The 25526-nt window shown below is 46.7% G+C and carries 22 protein-coding genes; 8 read left to right on the top strand and 14 right to left on the bottom strand.

Annotated features, from left to right (window positions below; translation table 11 throughout):
- The first annotated feature begins 1 nt into the window (after position 1).
- Both ACYQ4O_RS05535 and ACYQ4O_RS05540 read left to right on the top strand, forming a co-directional pair.
- Entirely contained in the window at positions 2–1804 is a 1803-nt protein-coding gene (locus ACYQ4O_RS05535) for a sensor histidine kinase (protein WP_460175000.1), read from the top strand.
- Positions 1767–2384 carry a response regulator transcription factor gene (locus ACYQ4O_RS05540; protein ID WP_308514036.1) on the top strand — a complete coding sequence of 206 codons (618 nt, stop codon included), beginning with the start codon at positions 1767–1769 and terminating at the stop codon, positions 2382–2384. Before ACYQ4O_RS05535 ends, ACYQ4O_RS05540 begins: the two co-directional genes overlap by 38 nt.
- A 5-nt stretch (positions 2385–2389) precedes the next feature.
- Here the strand turns inward: ACYQ4O_RS05540 and ACYQ4O_RS05545 are convergent, their stop codons facing one another.
- The 5 genes from ACYQ4O_RS05545 to ACYQ4O_RS05565 form a co-directional block, all read right to left on the bottom strand.
- A complete protein-coding gene (locus tag ACYQ4O_RS05545; RefSeq protein WP_460175001.1) occupies positions 2390–3595 on the bottom strand; it encodes an ABC transporter permease in 1206 nt (401 codons plus the stop codon).
- Positions 3592–4299 carry an ABC transporter ATP-binding protein gene (locus tag ACYQ4O_RS05550; RefSeq protein ID WP_308514041.1) on the bottom strand — a complete coding sequence of 236 codons (708 nt, stop codon included), beginning with the start codon at positions 4297–4299 and terminating at the stop codon, positions 3592–3594. Before ACYQ4O_RS05550 ends, ACYQ4O_RS05545 begins: the two co-directional genes overlap by 4 nt.
- Complete coding sequence (locus ACYQ4O_RS05555) at positions 4299–5585, bottom strand: efflux RND transporter periplasmic adaptor subunit (RefSeq protein ID WP_308514038.1); 1287 nt, start codon at positions 5583–5585, stop codon at positions 4299–4301. Before ACYQ4O_RS05555 ends, ACYQ4O_RS05550 begins: the two co-directional genes overlap by 1 nt.
- Positions 5572–6984 (bottom strand): efflux transporter outer membrane subunit, encoded by a 1413-nt coding sequence (locus ACYQ4O_RS05560; RefSeq protein ID WP_460175002.1) that lies wholly within the window; start codon positions 6982–6984, stop codon positions 5572–5574. The genes ACYQ4O_RS05555 and ACYQ4O_RS05560 overlap by 14 nt, the downstream gene beginning before the upstream one ends.
- 193 nt (positions 6985–7177) lie before the next feature.
- Positions 7178–8020 (bottom strand): inositol monophosphatase family protein, encoded by an 843-nt coding sequence (locus ACYQ4O_RS05565; protein ID WP_460175003.1) that lies wholly within the window; start codon positions 8018–8020, stop codon positions 7178–7180.
- A 122-nt stretch (positions 8021–8142) separates the two neighbouring features.
- Between ACYQ4O_RS05565 and fusA the strand changes: the two genes are divergently transcribed.
- The 3 genes from fusA to aspS all read left to right on the top strand — a co-directional run bounded on the left by fusA (position 8143) and on the right by aspS (position 12507).
- On the top strand, positions 8143–10194 hold the full coding sequence (gene fusA, locus ACYQ4O_RS05570) for an elongation factor G (RefSeq protein WP_460175004.1): 2052 nt from the start codon (positions 8143–8145) through the stop codon (positions 10192–10194).
- A gap of 145 nt (positions 10195–10339) precedes the next feature.
- Complete coding sequence (locus ACYQ4O_RS05575) at positions 10340–10582, top strand: FmdB family zinc ribbon protein (RefSeq protein WP_282163485.1); 243 nt, start codon at positions 10340–10342, stop codon at positions 10580–10582.
- A 131-nt stretch (positions 10583–10713) separates the two neighbouring features.
- Positions 10714–12507 carry an aspartate--tRNA ligase gene (gene aspS / locus ACYQ4O_RS05580; protein WP_066594155.1) on the top strand — a complete coding sequence of 598 codons (1794 nt, stop codon included), beginning with the start codon at positions 10714–10716 and terminating at the stop codon, positions 12505–12507.
- Between the two features lie 68 nt (positions 12508–12575).
- Here the strand turns inward: aspS and ACYQ4O_RS05585 are convergent, their stop codons facing one another.
- Genes ACYQ4O_RS05585 through ACYQ4O_RS05595 form a run of 3 tightly spaced genes read right to left on the bottom strand, consistent with a single transcriptional unit; the run spans position 12576 to position 14567 of the window.
- Positions 12576–13778: a sugar transporter gene (locus tag ACYQ4O_RS05585; protein WP_308514811.1), complete on the bottom strand. Its 1203-nt coding sequence runs from the start codon at positions 13776–13778 to the stop codon at positions 12576–12578.
- Between the two features lie 42 nt (positions 13779–13820).
- Positions 13821–14336: a regulator of G-protein signaling domain-containing protein gene (locus ACYQ4O_RS05590; protein ID WP_308514813.1), complete on the bottom strand. Its 516-nt coding sequence runs from the start codon at positions 14334–14336 to the stop codon at positions 13821–13823.
- Between the two features lie 9 nt (positions 14337–14345).
- Entirely contained in the window at positions 14346–14567 is a 222-nt protein-coding gene (locus tag ACYQ4O_RS05595; protein ID WP_308514815.1) for a hypothetical protein, read from the bottom strand.
- 158 nt (positions 14568–14725) lie between these two features.
- Here ACYQ4O_RS05595 and ACYQ4O_RS05600 point away from each other — a divergent pair, with 158 nt between their 5' ends.
- A complete protein-coding gene (locus ACYQ4O_RS05600; protein ID WP_460175005.1) occupies positions 14726–17413 on the top strand; it encodes a bifunctional acetate--CoA ligase family protein/GNAT family N-acetyltransferase in 2688 nt (895 codons plus the stop codon).
- A 63-nt stretch (positions 17414–17476) separates the two neighbouring features.
- On the opposite strand, the gene ACYQ4O_RS05605 is transcribed toward ACYQ4O_RS05600, so the two are convergent.
- The 5 genes from ACYQ4O_RS05605 to ACYQ4O_RS05625 all read right to left on the bottom strand — a co-directional run bounded on the left by ACYQ4O_RS05605 (position 17477) and on the right by ACYQ4O_RS05625 (position 23134).
- A complete protein-coding gene (locus tag ACYQ4O_RS05605; RefSeq protein ID WP_084081526.1) occupies positions 17477–17809 on the bottom strand; it encodes a cytochrome c3 family protein in 333 nt (110 codons plus the stop codon).
- A gap of 9 nt (positions 17810–17818) precedes the next feature.
- Entirely contained in the window at positions 17819–19231 is a 1413-nt protein-coding gene (locus ACYQ4O_RS05610; protein ID WP_066594165.1) for an FAD-dependent oxidoreductase, read from the bottom strand.
- A 106-nt stretch (positions 19232–19337) separates the two neighbouring features.
- The gene (locus ACYQ4O_RS05615; protein WP_460175006.1) at positions 19338–20756 is read right to left on the bottom strand and encodes an FAD-dependent oxidoreductase; all 1419 of its coding nucleotides are present in this window, start codon (positions 20754–20756) and stop codon (positions 19338–19340) included.
- Positions 20746–21360: a response regulator transcription factor gene (locus ACYQ4O_RS05620; RefSeq protein WP_308514823.1), complete on the bottom strand. Its 615-nt coding sequence runs from the start codon at positions 21358–21360 to the stop codon at positions 20746–20748. Before ACYQ4O_RS05620 ends, ACYQ4O_RS05615 begins: the two co-directional genes overlap by 11 nt.
- Complete coding sequence (locus tag ACYQ4O_RS05625; RefSeq protein WP_460175007.1) at positions 21332–23134, bottom strand: sensor histidine kinase; 1803 nt, start codon at positions 23132–23134, stop codon at positions 21332–21334. The genes ACYQ4O_RS05620 and ACYQ4O_RS05625 overlap by 29 nt, the downstream gene beginning before the upstream one ends.
- Positions 23135–23310: 176 nt before the next feature.
- Between ACYQ4O_RS05625 and ACYQ4O_RS05630 the strand changes: the two genes are divergently transcribed.
- Positions 23311–24063 (top strand): enoyl-CoA hydratase-related protein, encoded by a 753-nt coding sequence (locus ACYQ4O_RS05630; protein ID WP_308514827.1) that lies wholly within the window; start codon positions 23311–23313, stop codon positions 24061–24063.
- A 76-nt stretch (positions 24064–24139) separates the two neighbouring features.
- Here the strand turns inward: ACYQ4O_RS05630 and ACYQ4O_RS05635 are convergent, their stop codons facing one another.
- On the bottom strand, positions 24140–24631 hold the full coding sequence (locus ACYQ4O_RS05635) for an acyl-CoA thioesterase (RefSeq protein ID WP_308514829.1): 492 nt from the start codon (positions 24629–24631) through the stop codon (positions 24140–24142).
- Between the two features lie 101 nt (positions 24632–24732).
- Between ACYQ4O_RS05635 and ACYQ4O_RS05640 the strand changes: the two genes are divergently transcribed.
- Positions 24733–25461 (top strand): amino acid ABC transporter ATP-binding protein, encoded by a 729-nt coding sequence (locus tag ACYQ4O_RS05640; RefSeq protein ID WP_460175008.1) that lies wholly within the window; start codon positions 24733–24735, stop codon positions 25459–25461.
- Positions 25462–25526 lie beyond the last annotated feature (65 nt).

Here is a 25526-nt window from a genome sequence, read left to right on the forward strand (position 1 = left end):
TTTGAAGAAAACTGTTCTCGCCGTATTCTTGATCCTGGTTCCGCTTGTTTGTCATGCGGAGCCTCTTCGTATGGGCATTTCCTCACGAGTACCTAATACCAACGAAGAATTTCTGCAAACCACTATTCAAACTTTGAAGAACAAGTTTGGTCCTGATAATGTCAAAGTCACCTATTACTCGTTAAAAGGGCTTGAAGAAGCTGTTAAAGCAGGCCAAGTTGACTTCATGCAGTCAAGCGCAGGTATGTACAGACGCCTGCTTCCCGAAGGCGTCCGTGATCTTGTAGCCCTCTCCTCCCCAAGATATCCGGATCCCAACCAGAGCGAGGGAACCGCTTTTGTGACAAGAGCGGACAGAACGGATCTTCAAACGGTCAAGGACTTAAAAGGAAAAATTCTGGCAGCGAACTCTCCGACGGGGTTTTCGGGATATCACATCGGAATGCACGAGATTTCCAAACAAGGCTACGATCCTGAAAAATTCTTCTCAAAGCAGATATTTGTCGGGGAAGAACATCGAATGAAACACGTTCTCGAAGCGTTGAAAAACGGAACAGCCGACGTAGGTTTTCTCAGACTCTGCTATTTCGAAGATATGCTTGAAAAAGCAGGCTACAAGAAAGAAGACTTCAAAATTATCGGAGACCGTAAGTCAAACCGTTTGGCTTGTTCCCATTCCACTTCGCTCTATCCCTCGTGGACGATTTCTATCACTCCCAAAATCTCCCCCGCAGAAGCACGCGAGCTGCTTCAAACGCTGCTAGCGATTCCTCCAAGCAGCAATGGTGTCCGTTGGAGCCCTGCCTCTGACTATCATTCTGTCGACACACTTTTAAAAGATCTTAAGCTCGGGCCCTGGGCATATCTGCGTGAGTGGACGTTAAAGCGATTCATTAACGAGTATTGGCCTTGGATTATGCTGCTTTTCGTCTGCATAGCGGGCTTAATTGCCCACGTTATCCGCTGTGAAAGACTCATAAAAATCAGAACAGCCCAATTGTCCAAAGCCCATAAAAAACATACAGAGGTTCTTCACCAAGCTGAGGAGGCCAACTCTCGTCTTGAAAGTTTGCAAAAGATGGGGGCAATAGGCCTGATGTCCGGGATGCTCGCTCATGAAATACGCCAACCAATAGCTTCGATTCAATTGTACGGAAGAGGAATTCAGCGGATTATCGACGGAGGAGTTGGTGCGATTAAGGCCAATGAAGAAGATATTCAAAATGCGGTCTATCTTATTGATCAACAGTGCAGCAAAATAAACGCTATTGTCGAAAAAGTTAGAAGTTACTCGAAATCTAAGAGTAGCCGAAACCAAGTTCTTAATTTAAAAACGGTGGTCCAAGAATCCATTCTGAACTTCAGAACCAGCCGAAAGAACCAAGTTGACATTCGGTTAAAAGGACCATCTTCCATCCTAGTTTCCGGAGATAAGCTTGAACTGGAACTTGTTTTGGTTAACCTTCTTAGAAACTCTCTTGAGGCCCAAAAGACAGACTCGATACTCCCAATAGATATATCAATTTCCACTGAAAAAGGTCTAGCTTTAATCACGATCTCCGACCAAGCAAAGACCATGAGCCAAGAAGAAATTTGGAAAATGGAAAAGCCGCTAAATTCTTCTAAAGCAAAAGGCTTAGGATTAGGACTTCCGATAGTAAAAAGTATTATTGAGGCCCATGGGGGTAAAATTACCTTCAAACCAAATATCCCAAAGGGACTGATTGTAGAAATCCAAATCCCATGCCTTGGAGAGGAAGAAAAGAATGAAGAAGCTGGTACAACCACTGATAAGAATTGTTGACGATGACGATGATCTTCGTAATGCGCTATCTTTTCTGCTTAAGGCTCAAGGTTGGAAAGTAGCAGCCTATTCTTCTGCAAAAGATTTTCTCGTGCAAGACGCCCCATCCGTTCCCGGCTGTTTAATTTTGGATATTCGGATGCCCGATATGACCGGCCTCGAACTTCAAAGAGAGATGAACGAAAGAGAGTATCGTCTTCCGATTATTTTTCTCTCCGCCCATGGCAGCATTGACACAGCAGTAAATACGCTGCATGCCGGTGCTGTGGATTTTTTAGAAAAGCCTGTTAGTGAAGAAAAACTTTTGAAGTCAATCGGCCGCGCTATCAAAATTGACAAATTAAAAAACGGGGCTTCTCTGGAACCAACGGAAATTAAAGAAAAACTCAGAACTCTTACACCAAGAGAAATTGAAATCGCCGACCTAATTGCCAAAGGTTTGCTGAACCGAGAAGTAGCTGAAATAACGGGGATCAGCATTCGTACCGTAGAAACTCACCGCGGCAGAATTTTTCATAAGCTTGGAATTAAGGACATCAGCGAACTTATTCAATTCGCTGATCTCCTTCCTGAAATCTAGACTGCTTATTCGTGTCTTACCGCTTCAATCGGGTCAAGCTTTGCTGCCCTTCTGGCTGGAAAATAACCGAAAAGAACCCCAATGAATGCGGCAAAACCAAATGCCAGTAAATTAATCGCCGGACTGAATACGAAGGGTACTTGCATATAGGAAGTCAATGCGATCGAAGCGACCAACGCAAGCACAACCCCTATTAGTCCGCCTAAGCAAGCCAACATAATGGATTCAATCAAGAATTGCAGAAGCACTTCTCTTTCCATGGCGCCGATAGCTAATCGCACACCTATCTCGCGAGTACGCTCCGTTACGCTGACGAGCATAATATTCATAATCCCGATGCCGCCTACCAAAAGACTGACGGCAGCCACGGCACCAAGCAGCATCGTCATTACCTGACTAGTCTTGGAAATGGTTTCAATGAGCTCAGAGGTGTCTAACACGTTAAAGTTGTCTGCATCGCCCGCGGACAAAGAACGTCTTTCTCTTAGAAGCAGTCTTACGCCCTCTTTCACGCGTTCGATGTCGCTCTGAGGCTCAATTGCCACTGTTATCAACGGGACACGGATATTTCCGCTCAAACGTCTTTGGAAAGTATTTAAGGGAATGATGACAATATCGTCTTTATCCTGTCCGAATCCGCTTTGTCCTTTAGCATCCAACAGCCCGACTACCTGGCAAGAGAACCCTTTAATGCGAACAAGCTTTCCAAGAACGGATTGGTTGTCAAAGAGTTCTTTTTGCAATGTCTGACCAATTACGCACACAGCGCTTCCGGCTCGCACCTCAGCGGGTTCAAAAAATCTGCCCTCTTTCAAAGTCAGATTGTTCACATCAAAGTACGAATTGGTAGACCCTACGACGGTGGTCAGCCAGTTTTTCCCATTGGCAACGACAACGGTTGAATTACTTCTGGAAGGAGCGACCGCACGAATACCGGCAATTTGCTGTGAAATAGCTTCTGCATCTGCTTCTTTAAAAGACGGAGCTCCGATGGATTGGCCCGGGCCCATTCTTTGTCCCGGACGGATCATCAAAGTGTCCGAGCCGAGAGATGCGATTTGATCGCGAACCTGCTGAGTTGCTCCATTACCGACCGTGACCATCGTAATAACGGCCGCCACGCCAATCACAATACCCAACACCGTCAGCATTGAGCGAAGAGGATTGCGGAAAATTTGTCTCAAAGCTAGTAATAAAGCGTTGCCAATCATGTGAACTCCTCCGCAGAATCGGAAGCCAAGCGTCCGTCACGAAAGTGAACTTTTCGTTTAGCGTACTCGGCCATGTCAGGCTCGTGAGTAACCAACGCAACGGTAATTTTCTCTTCTTCATTGAGTTGCTGAAGAAGTTCCATAATTTCTACACTTCGATGAGAATCCAAGCTTCCCGTCGGTTCGTCGGCCAAAAGTAGTTTTGGCCTTGTCACAATGGCTCGTGCGATTGCAACACGCTGCTGCTGACCTCCGGATAATTCAGCGGGCGTGTGATCTTTCCACGGCGTCAATCCTACTTTTTCGAGAGCTTCCATAGCTCGCTCATGACGCACTTTTGCCGGTTCTCCGCGGTAGAGAAGAGGAAGTTCTACATTTTCCACGGCACTTGTGCGGGCGAGCAAATTGAATCCTTGGAACACAAAGCCCAAGTATTTTCTTCTTAAAAGGGCACGCTGGTCACGCGAGAAATGCTCTACGTGATAACCGTTGAATAGATACTGACCGCAAGTCGGAGTATCTAAAGCCCCAATGAGGTTCATGCAAGTTGATTTTCCCGAACCGCTCGGTCCCATGATAGCTACGAACTCACCGTCGTATATTTTTAAATTTACGTCTTGGAGGGCATTGAACGCGGTTTCTCCCGAACCGTAGCGTTTCCCTATACCTCTAAGCTCGACTAAAGGCGTTTCGTTTCGAGGCATCATGCACCTCTGCGTTGATCAATAATTATTTCCTGCCCGGGTTTCAAATCTCCCTCTAAAACTTGCGTGACCTTTCCGTCACTCACGCCGATGGTAAGAGGAAGTTCAGTAGGTTCTCCATTTTTAATCACATAGACTGTAGCCGGCTTGCTGGTGACGGAGGAACTGGAAACCGTTCCGGCCGTTTTCTGTTTTCTGTTGTGCATAGGAGGCCCGAACATGCTCATTGTCGGGGCTTTGTTTTCTGTCTTTGTGACCGGTTTAAACCTAAGGGCGGTATTCGGCACCAGCAGTCCGTCTTTAATAGCAACCGTTTGAATATTTGCAGTTGCAGTCATACCCGGTCTCAGCATCAAATCCGGATTTTTGACGGACAGATAGGTCACGTAGGTGACAACGTTATCCGTCTTAGTTGATCCGAAGGCAACCTTGGTAATATCTGCCGGGAACTTTTTGTCCGGATAGGCACTGACCGTGAAATAGGCCCTCTGCCCCGGTTTAACAACTCCCACGTCTGCTTCATCGACGTTTACTTGCAGTTCCAAGTCTTTCATGTCGGTTGCGATTGTCAGAAGTTCTACTGCCTGCAAACTAGCCGCAACGGCATAACCGTTCTCAACCTTTCTTGTGAGAACTATTCCGTCGATAGGAGATTTAATCTGTGTTTTGGAGAGATCCGACTGTGCTGACTTTAAGGCCTCTTCACTGTCAATAATTTTTGCCTCAGCACTCTGAACGGAGGCTTCAGCTCTCGCCACTATCGCAACCTGGCTGTCAATTTCGGTCTTACTCGGGCTCTTTCCGCCGGAAAGTCTTCTGACCTCATTTAAACGGGCAAGTTTTGCCTGTGCCTCTTTCAGAGTCGCTTTAGCCTCGGCTAAAGCGGCTTTTGACAACTCCAGGTTTGCTTTGGCGCGTTCTACGGACGCTTTGAGCTTAGTGTCATCCAGTTCAATCAAAACATCGCCTGCCTTAACCTGATCATTAACGTCTACGGCTACATTTCTAACAATACCTGACAGTTCACTGCCGATACTGACGGTTCTTACCGGCTGAATAGTCCCGTTGGCCGAAACCTCAACCGAAAGATTCCCTTTTTCTGCTTTCGCAGTTACGTAAGAGACTTTCGAGGATTTGGAATCTTGGTACCATGTCCAGCCCCCGTAGGCTCCTCCCGCAAGGACAGCCAAAATAAGCCAAGTAGACAGTCTTTTAAAGACCGGTTTTTTAACTGAATCTCCGAGAAGAGATGTTATATCTGTCTTATCATTTTTATTTTCTGACATCGTTTTCTTCCTTCTGGTTCAAAGAACTTTTCCATCCGCCGCCGAGTGCGTTATACAGGTCGATAAAAGACAAGGAGAGGTTAGCCTCCGTCTGAGCCAATTGCTCCTCGACAGTCAACAGTGTCCTTTGTGTAGTAAGAACAACCGTAAAATCCTGCAGCCCGGCCTGGTAATTCTGTCTTGCATTCGTTGCTGCACGTTTAGCGGATTCCACCGCTACCTGCAGAGACTTGATCCGCTGCTGGACCGCCCAGATGTCATTTAATGCATCTTCTATTTCCTGAATACCCGTGAGCAAAGCTGCTTCATACCTAGCGTTAGCCGCTTGGACCTGAGCATCTCGCTGCTCAACTTGTGCCCGGAGTGCGCCGGCATTAAAAATCGGTAAATTGATAGAACCCAAGATCGAAGAATTATGAGTCCCGGGGTCTCCCAACATTCCAACCGTCACGCCTGCCAAACCCAAACTTCCGTTAATGGTTAAGCTTGGGAATAAAGCGGACCTTGCCGATGTATGGCGAGCCATTGCGGCCATAACATCTGCCTCCGCAGCTCTAACATCCGGGCGATGTCTCAAAGTATCCGCCGGAATACTTAGACTGAGATTATTAGGCGGCACCGGAATCTGCTTTACGGGAAGAATTCCGATGCTTTCCGGTTTTTGACTAGTCAGTTTTGCCAAAAGATTTCGGTTTCTTACGACATTGGCTTTATGAGAAGGAATACTGGCGCGAGTCTGCTCTAAAGAGGTACGAGCCTGATCAACGTCCGTAGAATCTACTAGACCTGAGCGGTATCTCCAATCGGCAATATCCAAAGCCTCTTTCTGAGTTTTTAGGTTCTGCTCGGCCACGGAGACTTGCCTTTGGGCTAGACGAAGATTGACATAGGCTGCGGCAACTTGAGCGGCAATTGCTGTTTGAACATCTCCTAAAGAAGCATCCGCAGACATTAGATCGGCTTTACTCGCCAAATAATCTGCGTAGTTTCCGCCTGCATCGATAGTCCAGCTTCCGTTTACTCCGATTGAAAAGCTGTTAGCGCCTGTACGTTTGAAGTGACTGCGTCCGCCCGATCCGGTCCCGTTAACTTTAGGAACTAAATTTGATCCGCTTACCGTCAAGCCAGCCATGGCATATCTCAGATTAGCTTGAGCCTCTTTGACGGAGGTATTGGCCGACATCGCACGGGAAATCAAATCCGAAAGCTCTGCTTCTTCCCAAGAACTCCACCAATCGGCCGTATCTTGAGAAAGATGCGGATTTAATGCAGGAGCATTCCATTGGGAAGGAATGACAGATTTTTGCTCAGGGCTCATTTCGAAATCAGGAGTAGTCACACATCCTGTCAACAAAGCGGCTAAGCATGCGGCTGAAAGTAGATAAATCCTGGGCATCATAGGTTTCTTCTAATCTAATTCCTGAAATGATTTTCTCAACTAAATCCGAATCAGTAAGAAACCAAGTTTTTCACATTGAAAATAGTTGTTTCCTATGCAACGCATTTTTACTATTGAAAATCAAAGAAAAAATGCTTCTTATCCCAGGTTGAGAAAAGAAGCAGAGAGCAATTTTGACGTCAACTCCAACTGGCTAGCCGTTCTTATTGTTTAGAACGTCTAAGACCTTGTCAATCAAACCCGGATTAGATGCCACGGCAGAGAGCTCTTTAAGAGGATTTCCTCCGCTTGTACTGCAAATTACACCCTTAGCTCCTTCGATAACAGGGACAACCGCTGCTACATCCCAATAATTCAATTCATTGTCCAGCATGATATCGGCACCGCCGGTAGCTACGGCGAAATAACCGAAGCAATCGCCCCAGGTCCGATAAAGTTTTACTTGGTCAATAAGGTCTTGAATCACTTTGGTTCCGTGCTGCTCGGGAGTGGTCCAGTGAGAACTAGTGAGCAATGTGGCCTGGCTAAGGTCCGTGGTGTTTCTCACTTCGCAGGGAATTTCTTGATTATCGGACAAATGCAGAACCGTTTTTTTCCCGTCTCCGATAAGCCAAGCTCCGACTTGCGGATGAGAAATAACGCCGATCAAAGGTTTAAAACCATCTCCGTTGTCTTTTTCCAGTGCAATCAAAGTTCCGAACTGAAAAGCATTTGTGATGAAGTTCTTAGTTCCGTCAATAGGGTCCAGAATCCAGCGGTAATGAGGATAATCACCAACCGGTTCTTTAATTCCGAATTCTTCCCCGTAAATTCCATGATGCGGATACTCCTGTTCGAGCCACTCTCTCATCACCTTCTCTGCTCCGCGGTCTGCGGCAGTAACCGGTGTGTGGTCGCTCTTCTCTAACACCGCGATGCCGCATAAAAATCTCGGCAGAATTTCTTTATTAGCAAGGCTAATAAGCTGTCTGAAAGATGGTTCGAATTTCTGGAATTCTTCGGGAGAACAATCTCCGCAGTAGGTCTTTTTTTGCATTGCACTCGACTCCTATTGAGAGAGATTTAAAAAATTTTAAAAATACCTCTCGACAAACGTTGAGTCATGGTACACAATCCAAAGATAATTTTTAGCATTTTCATAAATATTAGGGAGTAATTATGCCCATCTTCTCAACCGAAAATCTTCGAACAGTTGCATTACTTGGTCATGGCGGCTCAGGCAAAACCACGTTGGCAGAAGGCATTCTTGCCAAGAGCGGAATGATCATTACATGCGGCTCTGTCGAAAGAGGAACGACAGTATGCGATTCTGACCCACTTGAAAAAGCCGTTCAGCACTCCTTGAGAGCAGCCTGCACACACTTCGAAGCCGATAAAGAAGATGGGACGGAAGTCCGCGTTCATATGATTGATACCCCGGGATACCCTGATTTCGTCGGGCAGGCTCTCGGCTCTCTCGATGCTGTCAAAACGGCAGCCATTGTTGTTGACGCCACAGCCGGCATCCAGCTCATGACACGCAGAATGATGGACTGGGCAAAAGAACGCAATCTCAACAGAATCCTTATCGTCAACAAAATTGATGCAGAACACGTCGATCTTCCGAAACTCATCGAAGAATTGAAGGAAGCCTTCGGTAATGAAGTTATGCCGATTAACCTCCCGGCAAACAACGGAGCACGCGTTATCGACTGCTTTGCTAAAGATCACGGCGAAGCGGATTTCCTCAGCGTTGGAGAAGTACACCGTCAATTCATCGAACAGGTTGTTGAAGTAGATGATGAAGCCATGGAAAAATATTTGGAAGAAGGCAATGCAGATCCTTCTACTCTTCACGGTCCATTGACTCAAGCACTTCGTGAAGGCCACATCATTCCAATCTGCTTCGTTTCCGGCAAGACAGGCGCCGGTGTTGACGATCTGATTAACGTTATGGTTCGCCATCTCCCGAACCCTGCTGAAAGTAACGATCCGTTGTTTACAGATGGTGAAGGCAACGACATCAAATTAATTCCTGATCCGGAACTTCCGTTGGTTGCCCATGTATTCAAAGTCGTTAACGACCCGTACATCGGCAAAGTCGGCGTATTCAGAATTCATCAGGGCACAATGCGCCGTGATGATTTGCTCTTCGTAGGCGACAACAAGAAAGCTATCAAAGTTTCTCACCCGATGATTCTTCAGGGTAAGGAAACTACAGAAGTCCGTGAACTGGTTCCGGGCGACATCGGCGTTATTTCCAAGATCGATGAATTGGTTTTCGACAGCGTCATTCATGCCTCCCATGATCATGACAACATCCGCATGAAACCGCTAAACTTCCCGAAACCGATGTATGGCTTGGCCATTGCCCCGGCACGCCGCGGCGACGAAGGCAGATTGTCTGACATTCTCAACAAGATGCTTTCCGAAGACCCAACATTGGAACTCGAGCACGATACTACTTTGAATGAAACCGTTCTTCGCGGCATTAGCGCACAGCACTTGAAGAGCGTTCTCGAAAGAATGGCCGCTCAGTTCAAACTCGAAGTCAACACACGCACACCTCGCATTCCATACCGTGAAACTATTGCACAAGGTGCGGAAGGCCACGCTCGTCATAAGAAACAAACCGGCGGTGCAGGTCAGTTCGGTGAAGTTTATCTGCGCATCGAACCGAAAGAAAGAGGAACAGGCTTTGAGTTCGTTGATGAAGTCAAAGGCGGCGCTATTCCTTATAACTTCATTCCAGCCGTTGAAAAGGGTGTTCGTGAAGCTTTAACTTCCGGCTATGTCGCCGGCTACCCGGTTCACGATGTCCGCGTTGTCGTCTATGACGGTAAGAGCCACCCGGTTGACTCCAAGGAAGTTGCTTTCGTTTCTGCAGGCCGCAAAGCTATGCTTGATGCCATTGCAAAAGCTAAACCGACTCTTCTTGAACCAATCGTCGATATTGAAATCGTTGCTCCCGACAGCGCCATCGGCGACATCACCGGTGACTTGGCAAGCAGACGCGGTCAGGTTACAGGCACAGCCAATATGGCAGGCGGCATGATGATTATTTCCGGCGTTGTTCCTTTGGCTGAGCTCGACGGCTATGCAGCACGTCTGAATGCCATCACTCAAGGCGCAGGCAGCTACTCCATGGGACTTTCCGGATACGCTCCGGTTCCTGTCCAGAAACAGATGGAATTGGCTGCTAACTTCCAGCGTAAGGATGAAGACGATTAATCTTTGATTAATTGACACTCATTTCGAAGAAGAGCCGCAGACGATGCGGCTTTTCTTTTTGCTCAAAACATTCTGAGGTTTTCAATAGGAGTACTTTCAAAAAACTATAATGTTTCACCTTTGAGACTTAATCATTTTTTTTGAAATGCCAATTTACGCTTACAAGTGTTCTAACTGCGGATATACAAAAGACGCACTGCAAAAAATGTCTGACGCTCCGCTGACTCATTGTCCGCATTGCGGGAAAGAAACATTGGTCAAGCAGCTCTCTGCTCCCGGATTCGAACTGAAGGGCAAAGGTTGGTATGCGACTGATTTCAAGGGAGGCTCTTCAGCCGCTCTTCCCGCTTCACACGCAAACGAAAACAAATCCTCTGAAAGCAAGTAGTTAGTCCAAAGAAGTGCTCTCGCAAAATAACCTGAGCCGAATTTGGAACTTAACTATCAGTTAATTTAGAATATATCGGATTGACACTATAAAGACTCCTTAGTAGGGGTCTAATTTTTGCGGAGTACTTCATGCGCACAGAATATGCAGGCCTTATTGATGACAAGTTCATCGGTAAAACCGTAACCCTGTACGGTTGGGCCCATCGTCGCCGCGACCACGGCGGTGTTATCTTTATCGACCTTCGCGACAGAGAAGGTCTTGTTCAGGTGGTTTGTGATCCGGACCGTCCCGACGTGTTTGAAACGGCTGACAAAGTCCGTAATGAATATGTTATTGAAGTGAAAGGTCTTGTCAGACCGCGTCCTGAAGGCACTCGTAATGACAATCTGATTTCCGGCGGCGTTGAAGTGCTTGCTCAAGAAATGAAGATTTTGAATCCTTCAGCCACACCTCCGTTCCTTTTAGACGACGAAAACCTCTCCGAAACAACTCGTTTAACATACCGTGTTTTGGACTTGAGACGTCTTCCGATGCAGCGCAACATGAAGCTGCGCTACAAAGCAGCCATGGCTTTCCGCCGTCATTTGGACGAACTCGGATTCATCGACATCGAAACTCCGATGCTGACAAAGAGCACCCCGGAAGGTGCCCGCGACTACTTGGTCCCGTCTCGTGTTCACGACGGCCACTTCTATGCTTTGCCGCAGTCTCCTCAGCTCTTCAAGCAGATGCTGATGTGCGCAGGCTTTGACAGATACTATCAAATCGTCAAATGCTTCCGCGACGAAGACTTACGTGCCGACAGACAGCCTGAATTCACACAGGTTGATATCGAAACCAGCTTCCTTAACGAGCAGGAAATCCGCGACATTATGGAAAATTTGGTTCGTCACGTATTCAAAGAAACCATTAATGTTGACTTAGTTGATCCGTTCCCAATCATGGTTTATGCAGACGCCATGAACAAGTACGGTTCCGACAAACCTGACTTGAGAGTCAAGCTTCAGCTCACAGAGCTCACAGACTTGATGACAAATGTCGACTTCAAGGTATTCAAGTCCGCTACAGAATTGTCTGACGGCCGCGTCATGGCTTTGAGAGTTCCGCAAGGTGCTCAGATGCCGCGCAGCGAAATCGACTCCTACACAGACTTTGTCAAGATTTACGGAGCCAAAGGCTTGGCCTACATTAAGGTCAACGAAAAAGCCAAGGGCAGAGACGGTCTCCAGAGCCCGATCGTTAAGAACTTGAGCGATGAAGTTCTTACTGAGATTCTCAACAGAACCGGTGCTGAAGACGGCGACGTTATTTTCTTCGGTGCTGACCGTAAGAAGATCGTTTTTGACTCTCTCGGTGCACTGCGCCTCAAGATCGGTCACAGCGACTTCGGTAAATCTCACGGTTTGTTCGAAGAAGGCTGGAAACCTCTTTGGGTCATCGACTTCCCGATGTTCGAATTCGATGAAGAAGAAGATCGTTGGGTTGCTTGCCACCATCCGTTCACAAGCCCGAAAGACGGCCATGAAGACGAATTGGTTACCGATCCTGAACATTGCTTAGCCAAAGCATACGATATGGTTCTTAACGGCTGGGAAATTGGCGGCGGTTCTATCCGTATCCACAAAGCAGACGTCCAGAGCAAAGTCTTTAATGCATTGAAGATTGGTCCGGAAGAAGCCAGACAGAAGTTCGGCTTCCTGCTTGACGCTCTCCAGTTCGGTGCTCCTCCGCACGGCGGTATCGCTTTCGGTCTCGACCGTATCGTTACCATGATGACCGGTGCAGACTCCATCCGCGACGTCATCGCCTTCCCGAAGACACAGCGTGCACAGTGCTTGCTCACACAGGCTCCTTCTCCGGTTGATGAGAAGCAGCTCAGAGAACTTCACATTCGTCTTCGCAACGAACACAAGCATGACTAGTATCTGATTAGCTTCTGCACAAAACGCGGCCTCGGCCGCGTTTTTGTTTTAGCTGAAGCATGTGATAGCTACACCTTTTCTTGTCCACCGAGTATCGCGTTTCCCTTTGTGATCCACAAAATAAGACAACCGAGCAAACAAATACCAACCAATCCCGCTCCGGCATATCCAAGCGAAGAAAAACCGAATGCAACGGAAAGATGACTTCCCAAGAAGGCGCCTCCGCCGATACCAATATTAAAGATTCCGCTGAAAAGTGCTGTGGCAACGTCTGCGGCATCCTTCGCATAACGCAGCAGAATCGTTTGAAATGCCAGGATGACCGCAGTGGTACTTGCACCCCAGAAAACTGCCATGACCAAGAAAGCGTTCCAGTGAGGAGCAAGCATCGTAATGGAGGCTAAAGAGCATGTCACGATGAAAAGAGGAATGACAAGAGCCGCTGAGGTATGTTTATCGACAAACTTGGAGCCGATTACCGTTCCTAAAATTCCGGAAATACCATAAACAAACAACGCAACAACGGTGGTTGATTCACTGACGCCCCCGATATTCATCAGAATCGGGGCAATAAAGGAATAAGCCGTAAACTGTCCTAAAACGACGGTAACGGTCAGAAGATACAGCTGAACAATCGGAGGACGTCTAAAGAGAACAGGCAGGCTCTTCAGAGATCCGGCCCTATCACTCTGACAAATCGGAAGCACGAAATAGATAAGTACTAAAACGATAAGAGCAGCGATACCGACAATAAAGAAAGCGCCTTGCCAGCCAACTTCTTGTCCTAATCTCGTACCGATAGGCACACCAAGAACTGTAGCAACGATACTGCCGCCCATAACCGCCGCCAATCCCAAAGATTGTTTGCCGAACGGCGCTGTTCTCGCCGCTAGCGGCGTCATGATGGACCAGAAAATGGAATGTGTGAACGCAACGCAAATTCGCGCGCCCATCAATTTCACAAAAGTATCAGCCCACAAAACAATGAAGTGACTTGCCGCAAAAAGAACAAGCAGCGCCAATAACAGCTTTCGTCTTTCCAACTTTGCCGTCATCACCGTCAAAGGAAGCGACATCAAAGCTACTACCCACGCATAGACAGTAATAATTAAGCCGGTTTGAGATGTCGTCTCATGCAGGCTTTCTGCGATATTAGGAAGAAGACCAACCGGGAGGAATTCCGAAGTATTGAATACAAAAGCGGCAAAAGCTAACCCAATAGTTGGCAGCCACGCTTTAAAGCCGAATTTGTGCCGTTGAGGAACAGACATTTAATTGCTTAGTAAAAAGAAGAGGCGCAAAAATACCCAAACTTAGATATTTTTATCGTCATCCCCGTCTCTTTGCGTCCAAGGATCAATGCTGATGACATATCTGAGAACTTCATTTGTCTTATTGTCAAAGTCAACCCATAAAGCCCAGTCCATGCCGCCATCTTGAAAGCGGTACATATAGGTATGTTCGCCCGATAGTGCGTAAGTCCACTTTTCGCAAGGATGTCCGAACATGTTGTAGATATCCTGCTCGTTCATTACCTTGGGTTTGATTTCATTGAAATACTTCTGCTGAAGAAGATTCTCTTTGAAAATTAAATGCCCTTCTTTATTAAAAATCATGACATAGGACTGCTGGCCCATTGGCTGCAGGGAGTAAACCACCCGAAGAGACCCATCAGGAAGAACTATTCTTGAATCCGGAGCTCCGAGCTTATCCATTACGGAATCATAGGAAGTTCCTAAGCCCACTGAATCAGGATGCGCACACGCTGCAAGCAGCCCAAATATAAAAGCCAATGCTACGGTTTTCAAAGAGTTGAGGTATTTCGTCATAATCTTCACCTATTTGATCTCCGGATAAGCTGCTTTTGTGGAGTTAAGCAGGTCCAGATAAATCTTTTTAACATTTTCTTCGGAACAACCCATTAAGACTGCATCATCGATAGCATCCTGGAGAAGATGCTTGATCTCGTCATAATTCTCATTCAAAACTTTTACTTTTTCAGTACAAGACACTAAGGAGCCGTCGGGCTTTTTCCAATACTTCTCTTCGTCTTTTTTCATTTTTACCACTTATTCTGATATTGCTTTTGGAATCTTACTCATTTCAAACCAGATATTTGAAAGATGTTCCTCTATCTTGGCTGTTAGCATCATATTGTTCAAATCTTCTCCTCTGCTCGTTTAAACTTCCCAAGGTGGAAGTTTGAAAGGCAAACAAAATGGACTTTAGGCATTATTTGAACGTTCTATTCAATCCTAAAAGCATCGCTGTTGTGGGAGCCAGTGAGAAAGCCGGAAGCCTTGGGACAACGATGTGGGAGCATCTGACTGCAGGGCACGGAGCTGCCGACCTATTTGCAATCAACCCGAAATACAAAACTCTGGGAACTTATAAATGCTATCCCACGCTGAGTGCCGTTAAGCAGAGCCTGGACTTAGTCGTCATTGTTTGTCCTCCGGAGCATTACGTCAAAATCCTTACCGCTGCGTTAGAGAATAAAGTCAAAGCCGTACTTCTTTGCGGAGGCTTCCCGAAAACAGAACTCACGGAAGATTTTTATAACAAACTTGACGAGTGCAAAAAGGCCGGAATGTACATCGTCGGTCCTCAGTCCCTCGGTTACTTATACCCTCCTGCCGCACTAAACGTCTCCTTCCTTCCTCATATGCCGATGGCCGGCAATATCGGCCTTATCAGTCAGTCTCCAGGACTCGTGCACACGATCATTAATATTGCCTCCAGCTGTAAAGGAGGCTTCTCTTACGTTATCGATCCGGGACTGGAATATTCATTAACGACAGCAGACTACATTGACTTATTAGCTCAAGATAATCAGACACAGTGCATTGTTCTTTACGTTGAAAACTTTAAAGATCCGAGAAGAATGCTCTCGGCCATTCGTCTGGCAGCGAAGAAGAAACCGGTCATTCTGCTTAAAGGCGGGAAATCAGCACTCTCGGGCGACATCGTCATTAACAACAACGGTCGACCGCAAGATCATCACGATGTAATCGAAAAAGCCCTAAAACGTTCGGGCGCCCTCCTCTTGGACTCCATCTATGACTTGTCTTACGCAATCCAGGCATTCTCTTTAAGGAAAGCATTCTTTGACGGAGCCCTATACTGCATCGTCAACAGCAAAGGACTGGACACGTTGGTTGCAGATACCATGGGCGCCTACGGGATCGTGCCGGCAGTAATTTCTCCTGAAGCTGCGGAAGTTCTCAGCACGAAATTTAAAGTACTTTTTCCGTTTGCAAACCCAATTAATGTCGGTGTAGATGCCTCACCGAAAACCATTTCTCAGATTTTGGATTTTTCTTTAAAGCAAGAAAACTGCTCGGGCGTTCTCTTGGCTTTTGTTTCTAATCCTTTAATTTCTCCGGTAGATATTGCAAAAGCCATTGCGCCCATCATTAAACAAGCATCAAAGCCGGTTATCACAGCATGGCTTGGATCTCACGAAATTGAGCCGGCAATCAAGTATTTACTCAACAACGGCATTCTTGCTTTGGAAGGAATAAAGAATGCTTGCCTATCGGTTTCGTTGACAGAAAAATTCTTTAACTTTAGAAAAAATCAGAGCGCATTATCCGTGCCCCCACAGTCTCTGTCGGATAGAAACTTTGCCGGTGCCAGAAAGATTATCCAGCAAGCTAAAAAAGAAGATAGAAATATTCTCTATGACGAAGAAACTAAGCGTCTCCTAGCCAGTATCGGCTTTGAAACAACAGCTTCTTTGTATGCCGGCTCTCTAGGTGAAACTATTGAAGCCTCGAAAGCACTCGGCTTTCCTGTTGCCTTAAAGATCCGCAGTGACGGAATCCTTTCTAAGAGCGACATCGGCGGAGTAATCCTCGGAATCCGCAACGAAAAAGAACTAAGAAACGCCTATAAGGCACTTCAAACCAAAGCTGAGGAAAACCACATTCCCGAAGAAGATTTCGCCGTTACCATCCAGAGAACCCTCAGCGATGCCTACGCCAGAGAACTGAAAGTTGGAATGAGAAACACCAAACAGTTCGGTCCCGTTGTTTACATCGGGGTAGGCGGCTTGTACGGCGATTTAGGATTCAAAGAAGAATTCAACTTCGCTCCTATCTCAAAATCAGATGCCCTTCAACTCTTAGAAGCCCCTTCAATCAGTAAACTGCTTTCAGCCTACAAAGGCTTCCCTGAAGTCAGTAAAGAATTACTCTGCACTGCCCTTCTGCGTCTTTCTCAGGCTGCTGTTTCCATCCCGGCTCTGAAGTCCATTGAAATTGATCCTCTTCTTGTAGGCCCGGACTCCGCCATTGTTTTAGATGCCCATGCCGCTATTTGGGACAAACCGCTGAGACCTTCTGCTAAAGCGGAACATTTAGTATTTCCGACGGTGCTTTCCAAGCCGGCGAAGAAAATTTCCGGAGACTTCGGAGAATTGTTGCTCAGACAAGCTCAGCCGGCGGATATTGAAGGTTTTACAAACTACATCACGAATCTTTCAGAGAGCTCCATGCGCCTGCGCTTCCATGGACTAAGTACAACGCCGGAAGAAATTGCTGCCAGAGCTTTGACCAATGATCCTGACCGCTCCTACACAATTATTCTGACTGAGCCTTCCAAGACACGGCCTGCCGTTGTAGGTGAAGCTACCTTCTCGCTGCTTCCCAACGGTAAATCTGCAGAATTCGGCATTTCGATCGCAGACAATTACCAAAGAAAAGGACTGTCTAAGTTTTTGATGGCTGCTTTGGAAGAAGAAGCTCTTTCAAGAGGTTTGACTGAACTGGTGGGCTACGTTCTCAAAGATAACGGGGGCATGTCCAAGATGATGCAAAAGCGAGGATACAGTCAAACTGAAGATGAGGCTGATCCGCACATTAATCTTTTCTCACTGGAATTGCCTGAAGAGGCTTCCGATTAGAACTTATACGACGAAAACGAGACACCCGAAGGTGTCTCGTAACCAAGGAGAACTATTTAGAGATTAACGGTTGCCGTGGCAGGATGCACAGAAGTTAACTTGCTCGGCATGACCTTTGTGACACTCTGTACAAGCCAAATCTTCGAAATGCGGCTTATGAGGATTAAGGTTGTCGAATTTAGGCTTGATTTTTTCACCTGCAACCTTGAGCTGTTCCTCATTGTGGCATTTCAAACAATCAGTCCTTTCGACATCGTCACCACCCTTCATTGTCTTATGGCAAGACGTGCAGGGAATACTCTTCTTCATGTGGCTGTCAGCTATTCCGGCTGCATTGGCGTTCAGAGCCAAGACCAGAAAGGATGACAGGCATAGGATTAATAGTCTGAACTTCATAGGACCACCTTACTTCGCTGCAGTTGCCGCTGCCTGTTGGCCGGCGATTCTTCCGAATACAAAGTTATCGATAAGGGCATTTCCGCCTGCACGGTTTGTACCGTGGATGCCACCGGTAGTTTCGCCTGCTGCATAAAGACCCGGGATAACCTTGCCGTTAACGTCAACAACTTGTGCCTGAGGAGTAATTCTCAAACCACCGCAGCTGAAGTGAACGTCCTGAGTTTCAGTTCCGAAATAGTATGGAGGTTTGTTAATCAACTGAGTAAATGTTGTCTTACCGAAATCCGGATCTTCTTTCTTAGCAGCGAATTCGTTGTAACGATCGAGTGTCTGTTGGAGAACCTTCGGATCGACATTCATCTTCTTGGCCATTTCTTCGACGGTGTCAGCCTTAAATACGATGCCTTTCTTCAGTTTGGTTTCCAAAGAGGCGCCTTTGAGAGACTGGTCGTCGGTAATAACCCACATAGTGCGTCCCGGGAGAGCAAGAACTGCGTCCGCAATTGCGTCTCGGCGGCCGCCTTCGTTTACAAAGCGTTTGCCTTGAGGATCAACGAAGATGTCCCCTCCCACATAGTCAATAACGCGGCCGCCGACAAATGGAATAAGCTGGATGTAGTTCATACCGTCTGTGTCGGCTCCAACTTTAGTTGCCATGTTGATACCGTCACCCGTAGAACCGTCAAATCCTTTACCTGTCGGATTAGCTGTTGTCTTGAAGCTGGCGTCGAGACGACGGTCATAGCGCATACGCATCGGGACGTTAGCTGTAAAGCCACCGGTTGCGAGAACCACTGCCTTAGCGTTGTATGTAATTTTTTCGCCGTTCTTAGCCTGAGCGACTACGCCTGTAACCGGAGATTGGTCGTCTTTGCGAAGAAGCTCAACAGCCTTTGTGTTGGTTTTAATCTGTACACCGTGAGCTTTAGCGGCTTTGTTCAAAACGCGGATGTAGTCATGTCCGGCATTCTTATCTCCGGAGTTGTGAGATCTGGCAAACAAGCCGCCCCAAGCTTCGAATACGCGAGGATTCCATTGAACACCAAGACCTTCCATCCAGTTGATTGCTGCTTCGGAGTTATCGGCTAAAGTCTTAACCAAGGCCGGGTCAGCACGATAGTCACCGGCTTTCAATGTCTGGGCAGCCATCTTATCGGCGCTGTCTTCGATGCCCATGGCCTTTTGACGCTTGGTGTCAACAGCATTAACGGAACCGCCGGAAATGACGGTATGGCCGCCGACAACCGGATTCTTTTCCAACAAAACGATGTTCTTTGCACCTGCTTCAGCTGCTGCAACGGCTGCAGAAAAACCTGCACCGCCGGCACCGACGACAACGATATCAGTATCAACGACTTGATCGGCAAATGCGATTCCGACGTACCCTGTTACGAATAATGCAACCAATGTTTTCTTCATCTTTAAGCTCCTATTGGGTTAATTTGGGTTTCTTTGTTAAGTAGAAGCTTAAAGACCGGGTCTTTTTCTCGAAATGTCCGTTAGTGCATATGCACCAAGGTGCATACTAGATTTTGGTATTTGCAGCCGACGCTCCGGAAATTCTTCCAAAAACAAAACAGCTGATTAATGAGTCTCCTCCGAGCCTGTCTTTCCCGTGAATGCCGCCCGTGCACTCCCCTGCCGCATACAGTCTGGGCACCGGCTGGCCGTCGGTCCGAAGAACTTGTCCTTTGCTGTTAATAGCCAATCCGCCGCAGCAAAAATGCAAATCAAATCTTTCCTTTCCGAAGTAGAAAGGCGGAGTCAACAGAGGCTGTTTAACAATATTCTTCTCTTCTCCCGCATTGGCTTTGAGAATGCTCTCGTTATACTCGTCCAAAGTAGCCTGCAGCACGGAGGCAGGCACATTCATGGCTTTGGCCATTTCTCGGACGGAATCAGCTTCCTGCACGACCCCAGTCATCAGTTTTTGTTCAAAAGATGAATTTTTTCGGGTTGTCGAGTCGGTAATGACCCACATCGTCTTATCCGGAAGCTTTAAGAACGCATCGGCAATATATCTAACCTCACTTGCTTCATCAATAAATCTTTTACCCGAAGAATCAACAAAAATTTCGCCGCCCGAATAGTCCAGCAGGCGCCCTCCGTTCAACGGAATCAACTGCATATACTCCATGTCCCGAACTGCTGCTCCGAGAGCCTGAGCCATTTGGATGCCCTCGCCCGTGGATCCGTCATAGGTGAAATTAAAAGCACTAAGCGTGGTTCCGACGGTCTCGTCAAGACGCCGGTCATAAAGCATTCTCATATTTTGATTTGCAGAGAAACCGCCGGTAGCCAGAACTACCGCATCGGACATCAAAGGAAGTGGCCGACCATTTTTCTTGTAGGTCACCTTGCAGCCGCCTTTCTTTTGGCAATCAAGAGAGATTACTTCGGCATTCAAGCTGATTTGCACACCCAACTGCTTTGCTCTTTTTGCGAGACAGCGAATGTATTCCATCCCGCATCTTTTCCCGGCAATTTGATGAGCGCGGGGAAACTTTCCCGACCAGGCTTCATACACCATCGGAAGCCACTTCACTCCCATGTCTTCCAACCATTTTCCGGTTTCAGTTGCAGAAGAGACTAATGTTCTAACCAGTTCAGCATCATTAATCCCGCCTCCGGTTTCAATGATTTGCTTTTGCCATAACTCCTCTGAGTCATTGATACCCATTTTCTTCTGTCTTCCCGGATCAACAAAGTTTACGGAACCGCCGGCAAAAGCCGTATGACCTCCCAGAAAACAGGCCTTTTCGAGAACTGTTACTCTTGCAGCGCCATGTTCTTTTGCCGAGATCGCAGCTGCAAGCCCGGCAGCGCCTCCCCCGATCACGATAACGCTATTGGTTTTCTTTAGTCTTTTGGCTAGTACTGCGGGAGAGGACAGAATAGTCGGCAAAACCAAAGCCAAATGAGTAAATCTTCGCCTATTCAGCATCCAACACTCCTATGCTCTTCAACAAGAATGCCAGCTCCACCGGGCTTTTAACCTCTAATTTTTCCAACAAATGGCTTCTGTGCATCTTCACGGTTCTTTCCGCAATATCCAATTCGTAAGCAATTACCTTGTTGAGTTTTCCTTGAGCCACCCCGACACAGACTTGCTTTTCCCGCGGAGTGAGGCTTTCATAAAGTTCAAGAAGTTTTTTCTTCTCGCAATTAGACGTAAAGTTCTTCATTGATGCAGTTACGGCCTTCTTCACGGCTGCCTGCAGTTCCTCGGAAGTGACATTCTTCTCCAAGAAATCTGCAGCTCCTCTGCGGAAGGCATGAATCGCCATCGACATATCTCCGTGGCCGGACAAAAAGATAACCGGAAGCTCTACGTGTTCTTCGCTCAGCTTTAACTGGAGTTCCATTCCGGTCATTCCCGGCATCCGTATATCCAGCAAAATACAGCCCGGTACCGAAACATCATCGTTGTCTAAAAAACTCTGGGCGCTCTCATAAGTCTGCGTACACCATCCGGCCATTGTCAGAAGAAAGGCAGTGGATTCTCGTGCCTCTTCGTCATCATCTATTATTCTTACGATCGGCTCCATCATCACTCCTTTTTTCTATTACAAACGCAGCGCAAATTCCCTGCGGTTCTATTTGACTGAAACTCAAAGAGGCACCATGAGAATCGCATAGGCCTCGAACCAACGATAATCCAATCCCCAGCCCGTCATCTTTAACGCTGTCGCCCATCTGCCTAAGTCTAAGAAATTCTTTTGGAGAAAGTTTCGGTCCGTTGTCTCTAACGCTCACCCTCCAGCACTTCCCTTCATCTTCGATAGACAAAACAATCTGCGGATCTTTGACTTTTTTCACCTCAGAGCAAGCGTTTTTCAACAAATTGACCATAATCAGCTCCAGCTCAAGAGGCTGGCCGTACACTTCAGCCTTGACAGGAACCTTCAGCCGGATCGGAATATCAGCAAATGCCGAACCCTTCGCGCTAGTCAACGCTCTCTTAGCGATTTCAGCTAAATCTACTAGTTCAAACTGCCCTCTTTTATTTTTAGCGTAGGATCGAACTCGGCCGACAATATCGGCTATTCGTTTTGTGTTTTTCTCGATGTGTTGTATAGCCTCCGAGCTTACCTTATCCAGCCTTTCCTGTTTATTCATGTACATCTTCAGGCCACTTGTGAAATTACCGATTGCCAACAACGGCTGCTGGAGCTCATGAGCCAACATTCCTGACATTTGAGAAATTACGCCGAATTTTTCCATTTGAGCCAATTGTTTCCCTTTTTCCCTTGCATCTCTTTCAGCTCTGATTTTTTCTTTGAGGGCTGCTTTGAGCTGACGAGTTCTCCAAGCTACGGCAGAACGCAAGTAAATCTCATTGATAATTAAGATGAGAACGATGCCCGCAACAATCAAAATCACATTCTTAAAGCGCTGCCAAAGTGCTGGGAGCGACTGCTCCTTGAGATAAGAATAAGGCCCAATCTTGAGATCCTGATAAAGCTGGTTAACCTTAGAGAACTTCTGGCTGATGGTCCATTCGCTGTTATTAATGCTCGGCATGGAAAGAAGTGCCGAAGTCACTTCCCAAACAAGTTTCGGATCTGTATTTTCTTCCGTAGACAAAACGATTCCGGGGTACAGTTCCGTTGAGTGAGAACACTTCAGAGACTCCTTGCTTTTGGGTGAAATGATTTTGAAATCTTCCGTACTTACCAAACCTTCCTTCTCCAGCTTTTCTAGCAAGCATGCGGAAAAGACCCCGACATCGGCTTTTCCTGCCGCAAGAATTGCCAAAGAATCCGGAAACTGGAAATGAGAAAAAATAACTTTCGAGAAAAAATTATCCGGATCGAATCCCTCTTTGACAATCTCGTGAGTACCGATCAGCCATCCGTCGAATGAATTAGGCTGAGAAGCAACAGCTACCTTTCCTTTCAGAGATGAAATGTCTTTTAAATCGTCGCGAAATTTCCGTGCAACAAAAACGCTGCCGACGGATTCGGAAGGATTATCTGAGAACACGCTTTTTGAGGTAACCACGTGGTTGTAGCCTAAAACTTGATGAAGCTCTTGAAAGGTTCCTGCCGAAGAAAAAACAAAATCTGCTTTTGACTGTTCAACGGAAGCCACGGGTTTCAATGTATTAAGGTGAACTAAACTCCAGCGAATCTGAGGGAATTTTTGCTTAAGATATTCCACTGTCGGCAGGATCAGTTCCCGCTCCACTTCCGGATTAAAAGAGTCCAGCAAACCAATGGAGACAACTGCTCCCGGCTCTTTTTCTGCGTGTGCAGGCACAAAAGAAAGAGCAAGCAGCAACAAGATCGCTGGGATATATCGAATAATTCTTTTCATCATTATTCGAGATTACCACCAAGAAATATTTTTTGAATTGCTGATAACCCAACCAAAAATGAAGTTTCGCGTATATTTTCTTCTCGCAATTGCCGGCTGTTAAAGACCATAATGGTGAGTTTTCAGACTACATCCTTTAAAACACCTTCAGAATAAAAAGAATATTGTGGAGTTAAAAAATGCCTGTTGTTACTACAATTGAAGACAAGACCGCTCGACTCTCTATCCAGCGCCCGGCCAAAAGAAACACTCTCGATATCGAGATGTGCAATGAATTAAAAAAACAGCTCTTGGAATGCAACGAAGACAATGCCGTTCGATCGATTGTCATTTCAGGTGAAACGAATGTGTTCTGCGCCGGTCTAGACATTGATGAGATGCTCAACAAACCCCAAGAAATCCTAAAAGCCTTCCAGGAAGTGATCGATGCATTGGACTATGTCGAGAAACCGATACTAGCGGCTGTGACAGGTCCTGCCGTCGCTGAAGGCGTCGCGCTTCTTTATCACTGCGATTTAGTGTTCTGCGGCGAACACGCCTTATTTGCCCTGCCGAATATTGCTCTCGGTAAAACACCGCTATACGGCATCAGCCTTCTCTCAGTGAAGAGTGCGGGATACAAACTTGCAGCACAGAAGATTCTTCTGTCTGAACCTATCAGTCCTTCCGAGGCGATTGCAATGGGCATCATCAATCATGTCCTCGAAGACGACAAAGTTCTTCCTCAGACTTTCTTGGCAGCAACCCGCTTAGGCAATCTTCCTCCTAAAGCACTGAATGCTACAAAACGTCTTTTGAAAGCAGCGTACTTATCGGGAACAAAGGAACAAAAAGAGCTTGAACAGGAAACTTTTGACCAATTGGTTGACGGCGCAGAAATGAAAGAAGCCTTCAACGCATTTATGGAAAAAAGAAAACCAAATTTTGATTAAGCCGTAGAAGCAGGAAGAAATTAGGCCGTTTTCTCAATCGAGATTACGGCCTATTTGTTGAACTATTTTTTGCTCATTAATTCTTGTCAGGCACCTGCTGACGAACATGAGGAAGAACATCTCTGTTCGGAACCGCAGTATTTTCCTCGTCAGGCCTGTCAACCGGCTGCGGTCTGCCGTCCGGTCCGATAGCTACGTAGACCAGCTGAGCTTCGGTCACTTTCACAATCTTATGATTGTCTTTGTGAAGTCTTTCTGCAAAAACTTCTACGTCAACGGTGACGGAGGTTCGGCCTACTTTCAGGATTCTTCCGTAGAAAGAGACAACGTCACCGACCCATACCGGCTCTTTGAAAACGAAGTTGGTTACCGCAACGGTCGTGCATCTGCAGCGTGCTCTGCGGGCTGCAACGGAAGCTCCGGCCAAGTCAACCTGGCTCATAATCCAGCCGCCGAAAACGTCGCCATACTGATTGGTATCAGGCGGCATCGGCATCACTCTGAAAGTTACATCGCAATCAGGAAGTGACGGAACTTGATTGTCTTTTTTATTTGAATTGTCTGCCATAAGTCCTCCAAAATTTAGCTTTTGGATTTTAGCCTTCATTGATAGTCAAAATGTATACTTTAGACCTAGATTTAAATTAGATGGGAAATGCGACTATGCCTATGATCGAGATAAAAAATGTCAGCAAGTGGTACGGAGACTTTCAGGTTCTCCGCAATTGCTCCACATCGGTCGAAAAAGGCGAAGTTGTCGTTATCTGCGGGCCTTCCGGCTCCGGAAAATCCACTCTGATTAAGACCGTCAACGCCCTTGAGCCGTTCCAAAGCGGCAGCATTTTCGTAAATGGAGTCGATGTCGGTGCTCCTAGTGTTGATCTGCCTAAACTTCGATCTCACGTCGGCATGGTTTTCCAACATTTCGAACTCTTTCCCCATTTGACCATTTGCGACAACCTTACTCTTGCGCAAATGAAGGTTCTGAAAAGAACTCGTGATGAAGCCATTGAAAGAGGATTAAAACTGCTTGATCGGGTCGGTCTCGCCAAGCACGCCTATAAATTTCCAATGCAGCTGTCCGGTGGTCAGCAGCAGCGAGTCGCCATTGCTCGAGCTCTAGCAATGGATCCGATCTGCATGCTCTTTGACGAACCGACTTCCGCTCTCGACCCGGAAATGATTAACGAAGTGTTGGATGTTATGGTTGAACTGGCAAAAGAAGGCATGACCATGATGGTAGTCACCCATGAAATGGGTTTTGCACGTAAAGTTGCAGATAAAGTCGTTTTCATGGATGCGGGTGAAATTGTTGAAGAAGCTCCGAAAGAAGAATTCTTCTCTACTCCACGAAGCGAGAGGGCACAGGCTTTCTTAGCAAAAATTCTCAATCATTGATTGTCTTTTGACACGGCACCGGAACACAGTTTTGACAGGCTTTTTGTTTATGCGCAAGCGCAAAA

Source organism: Turicimonas sp. TL08 (assembly GCF_054660695.1).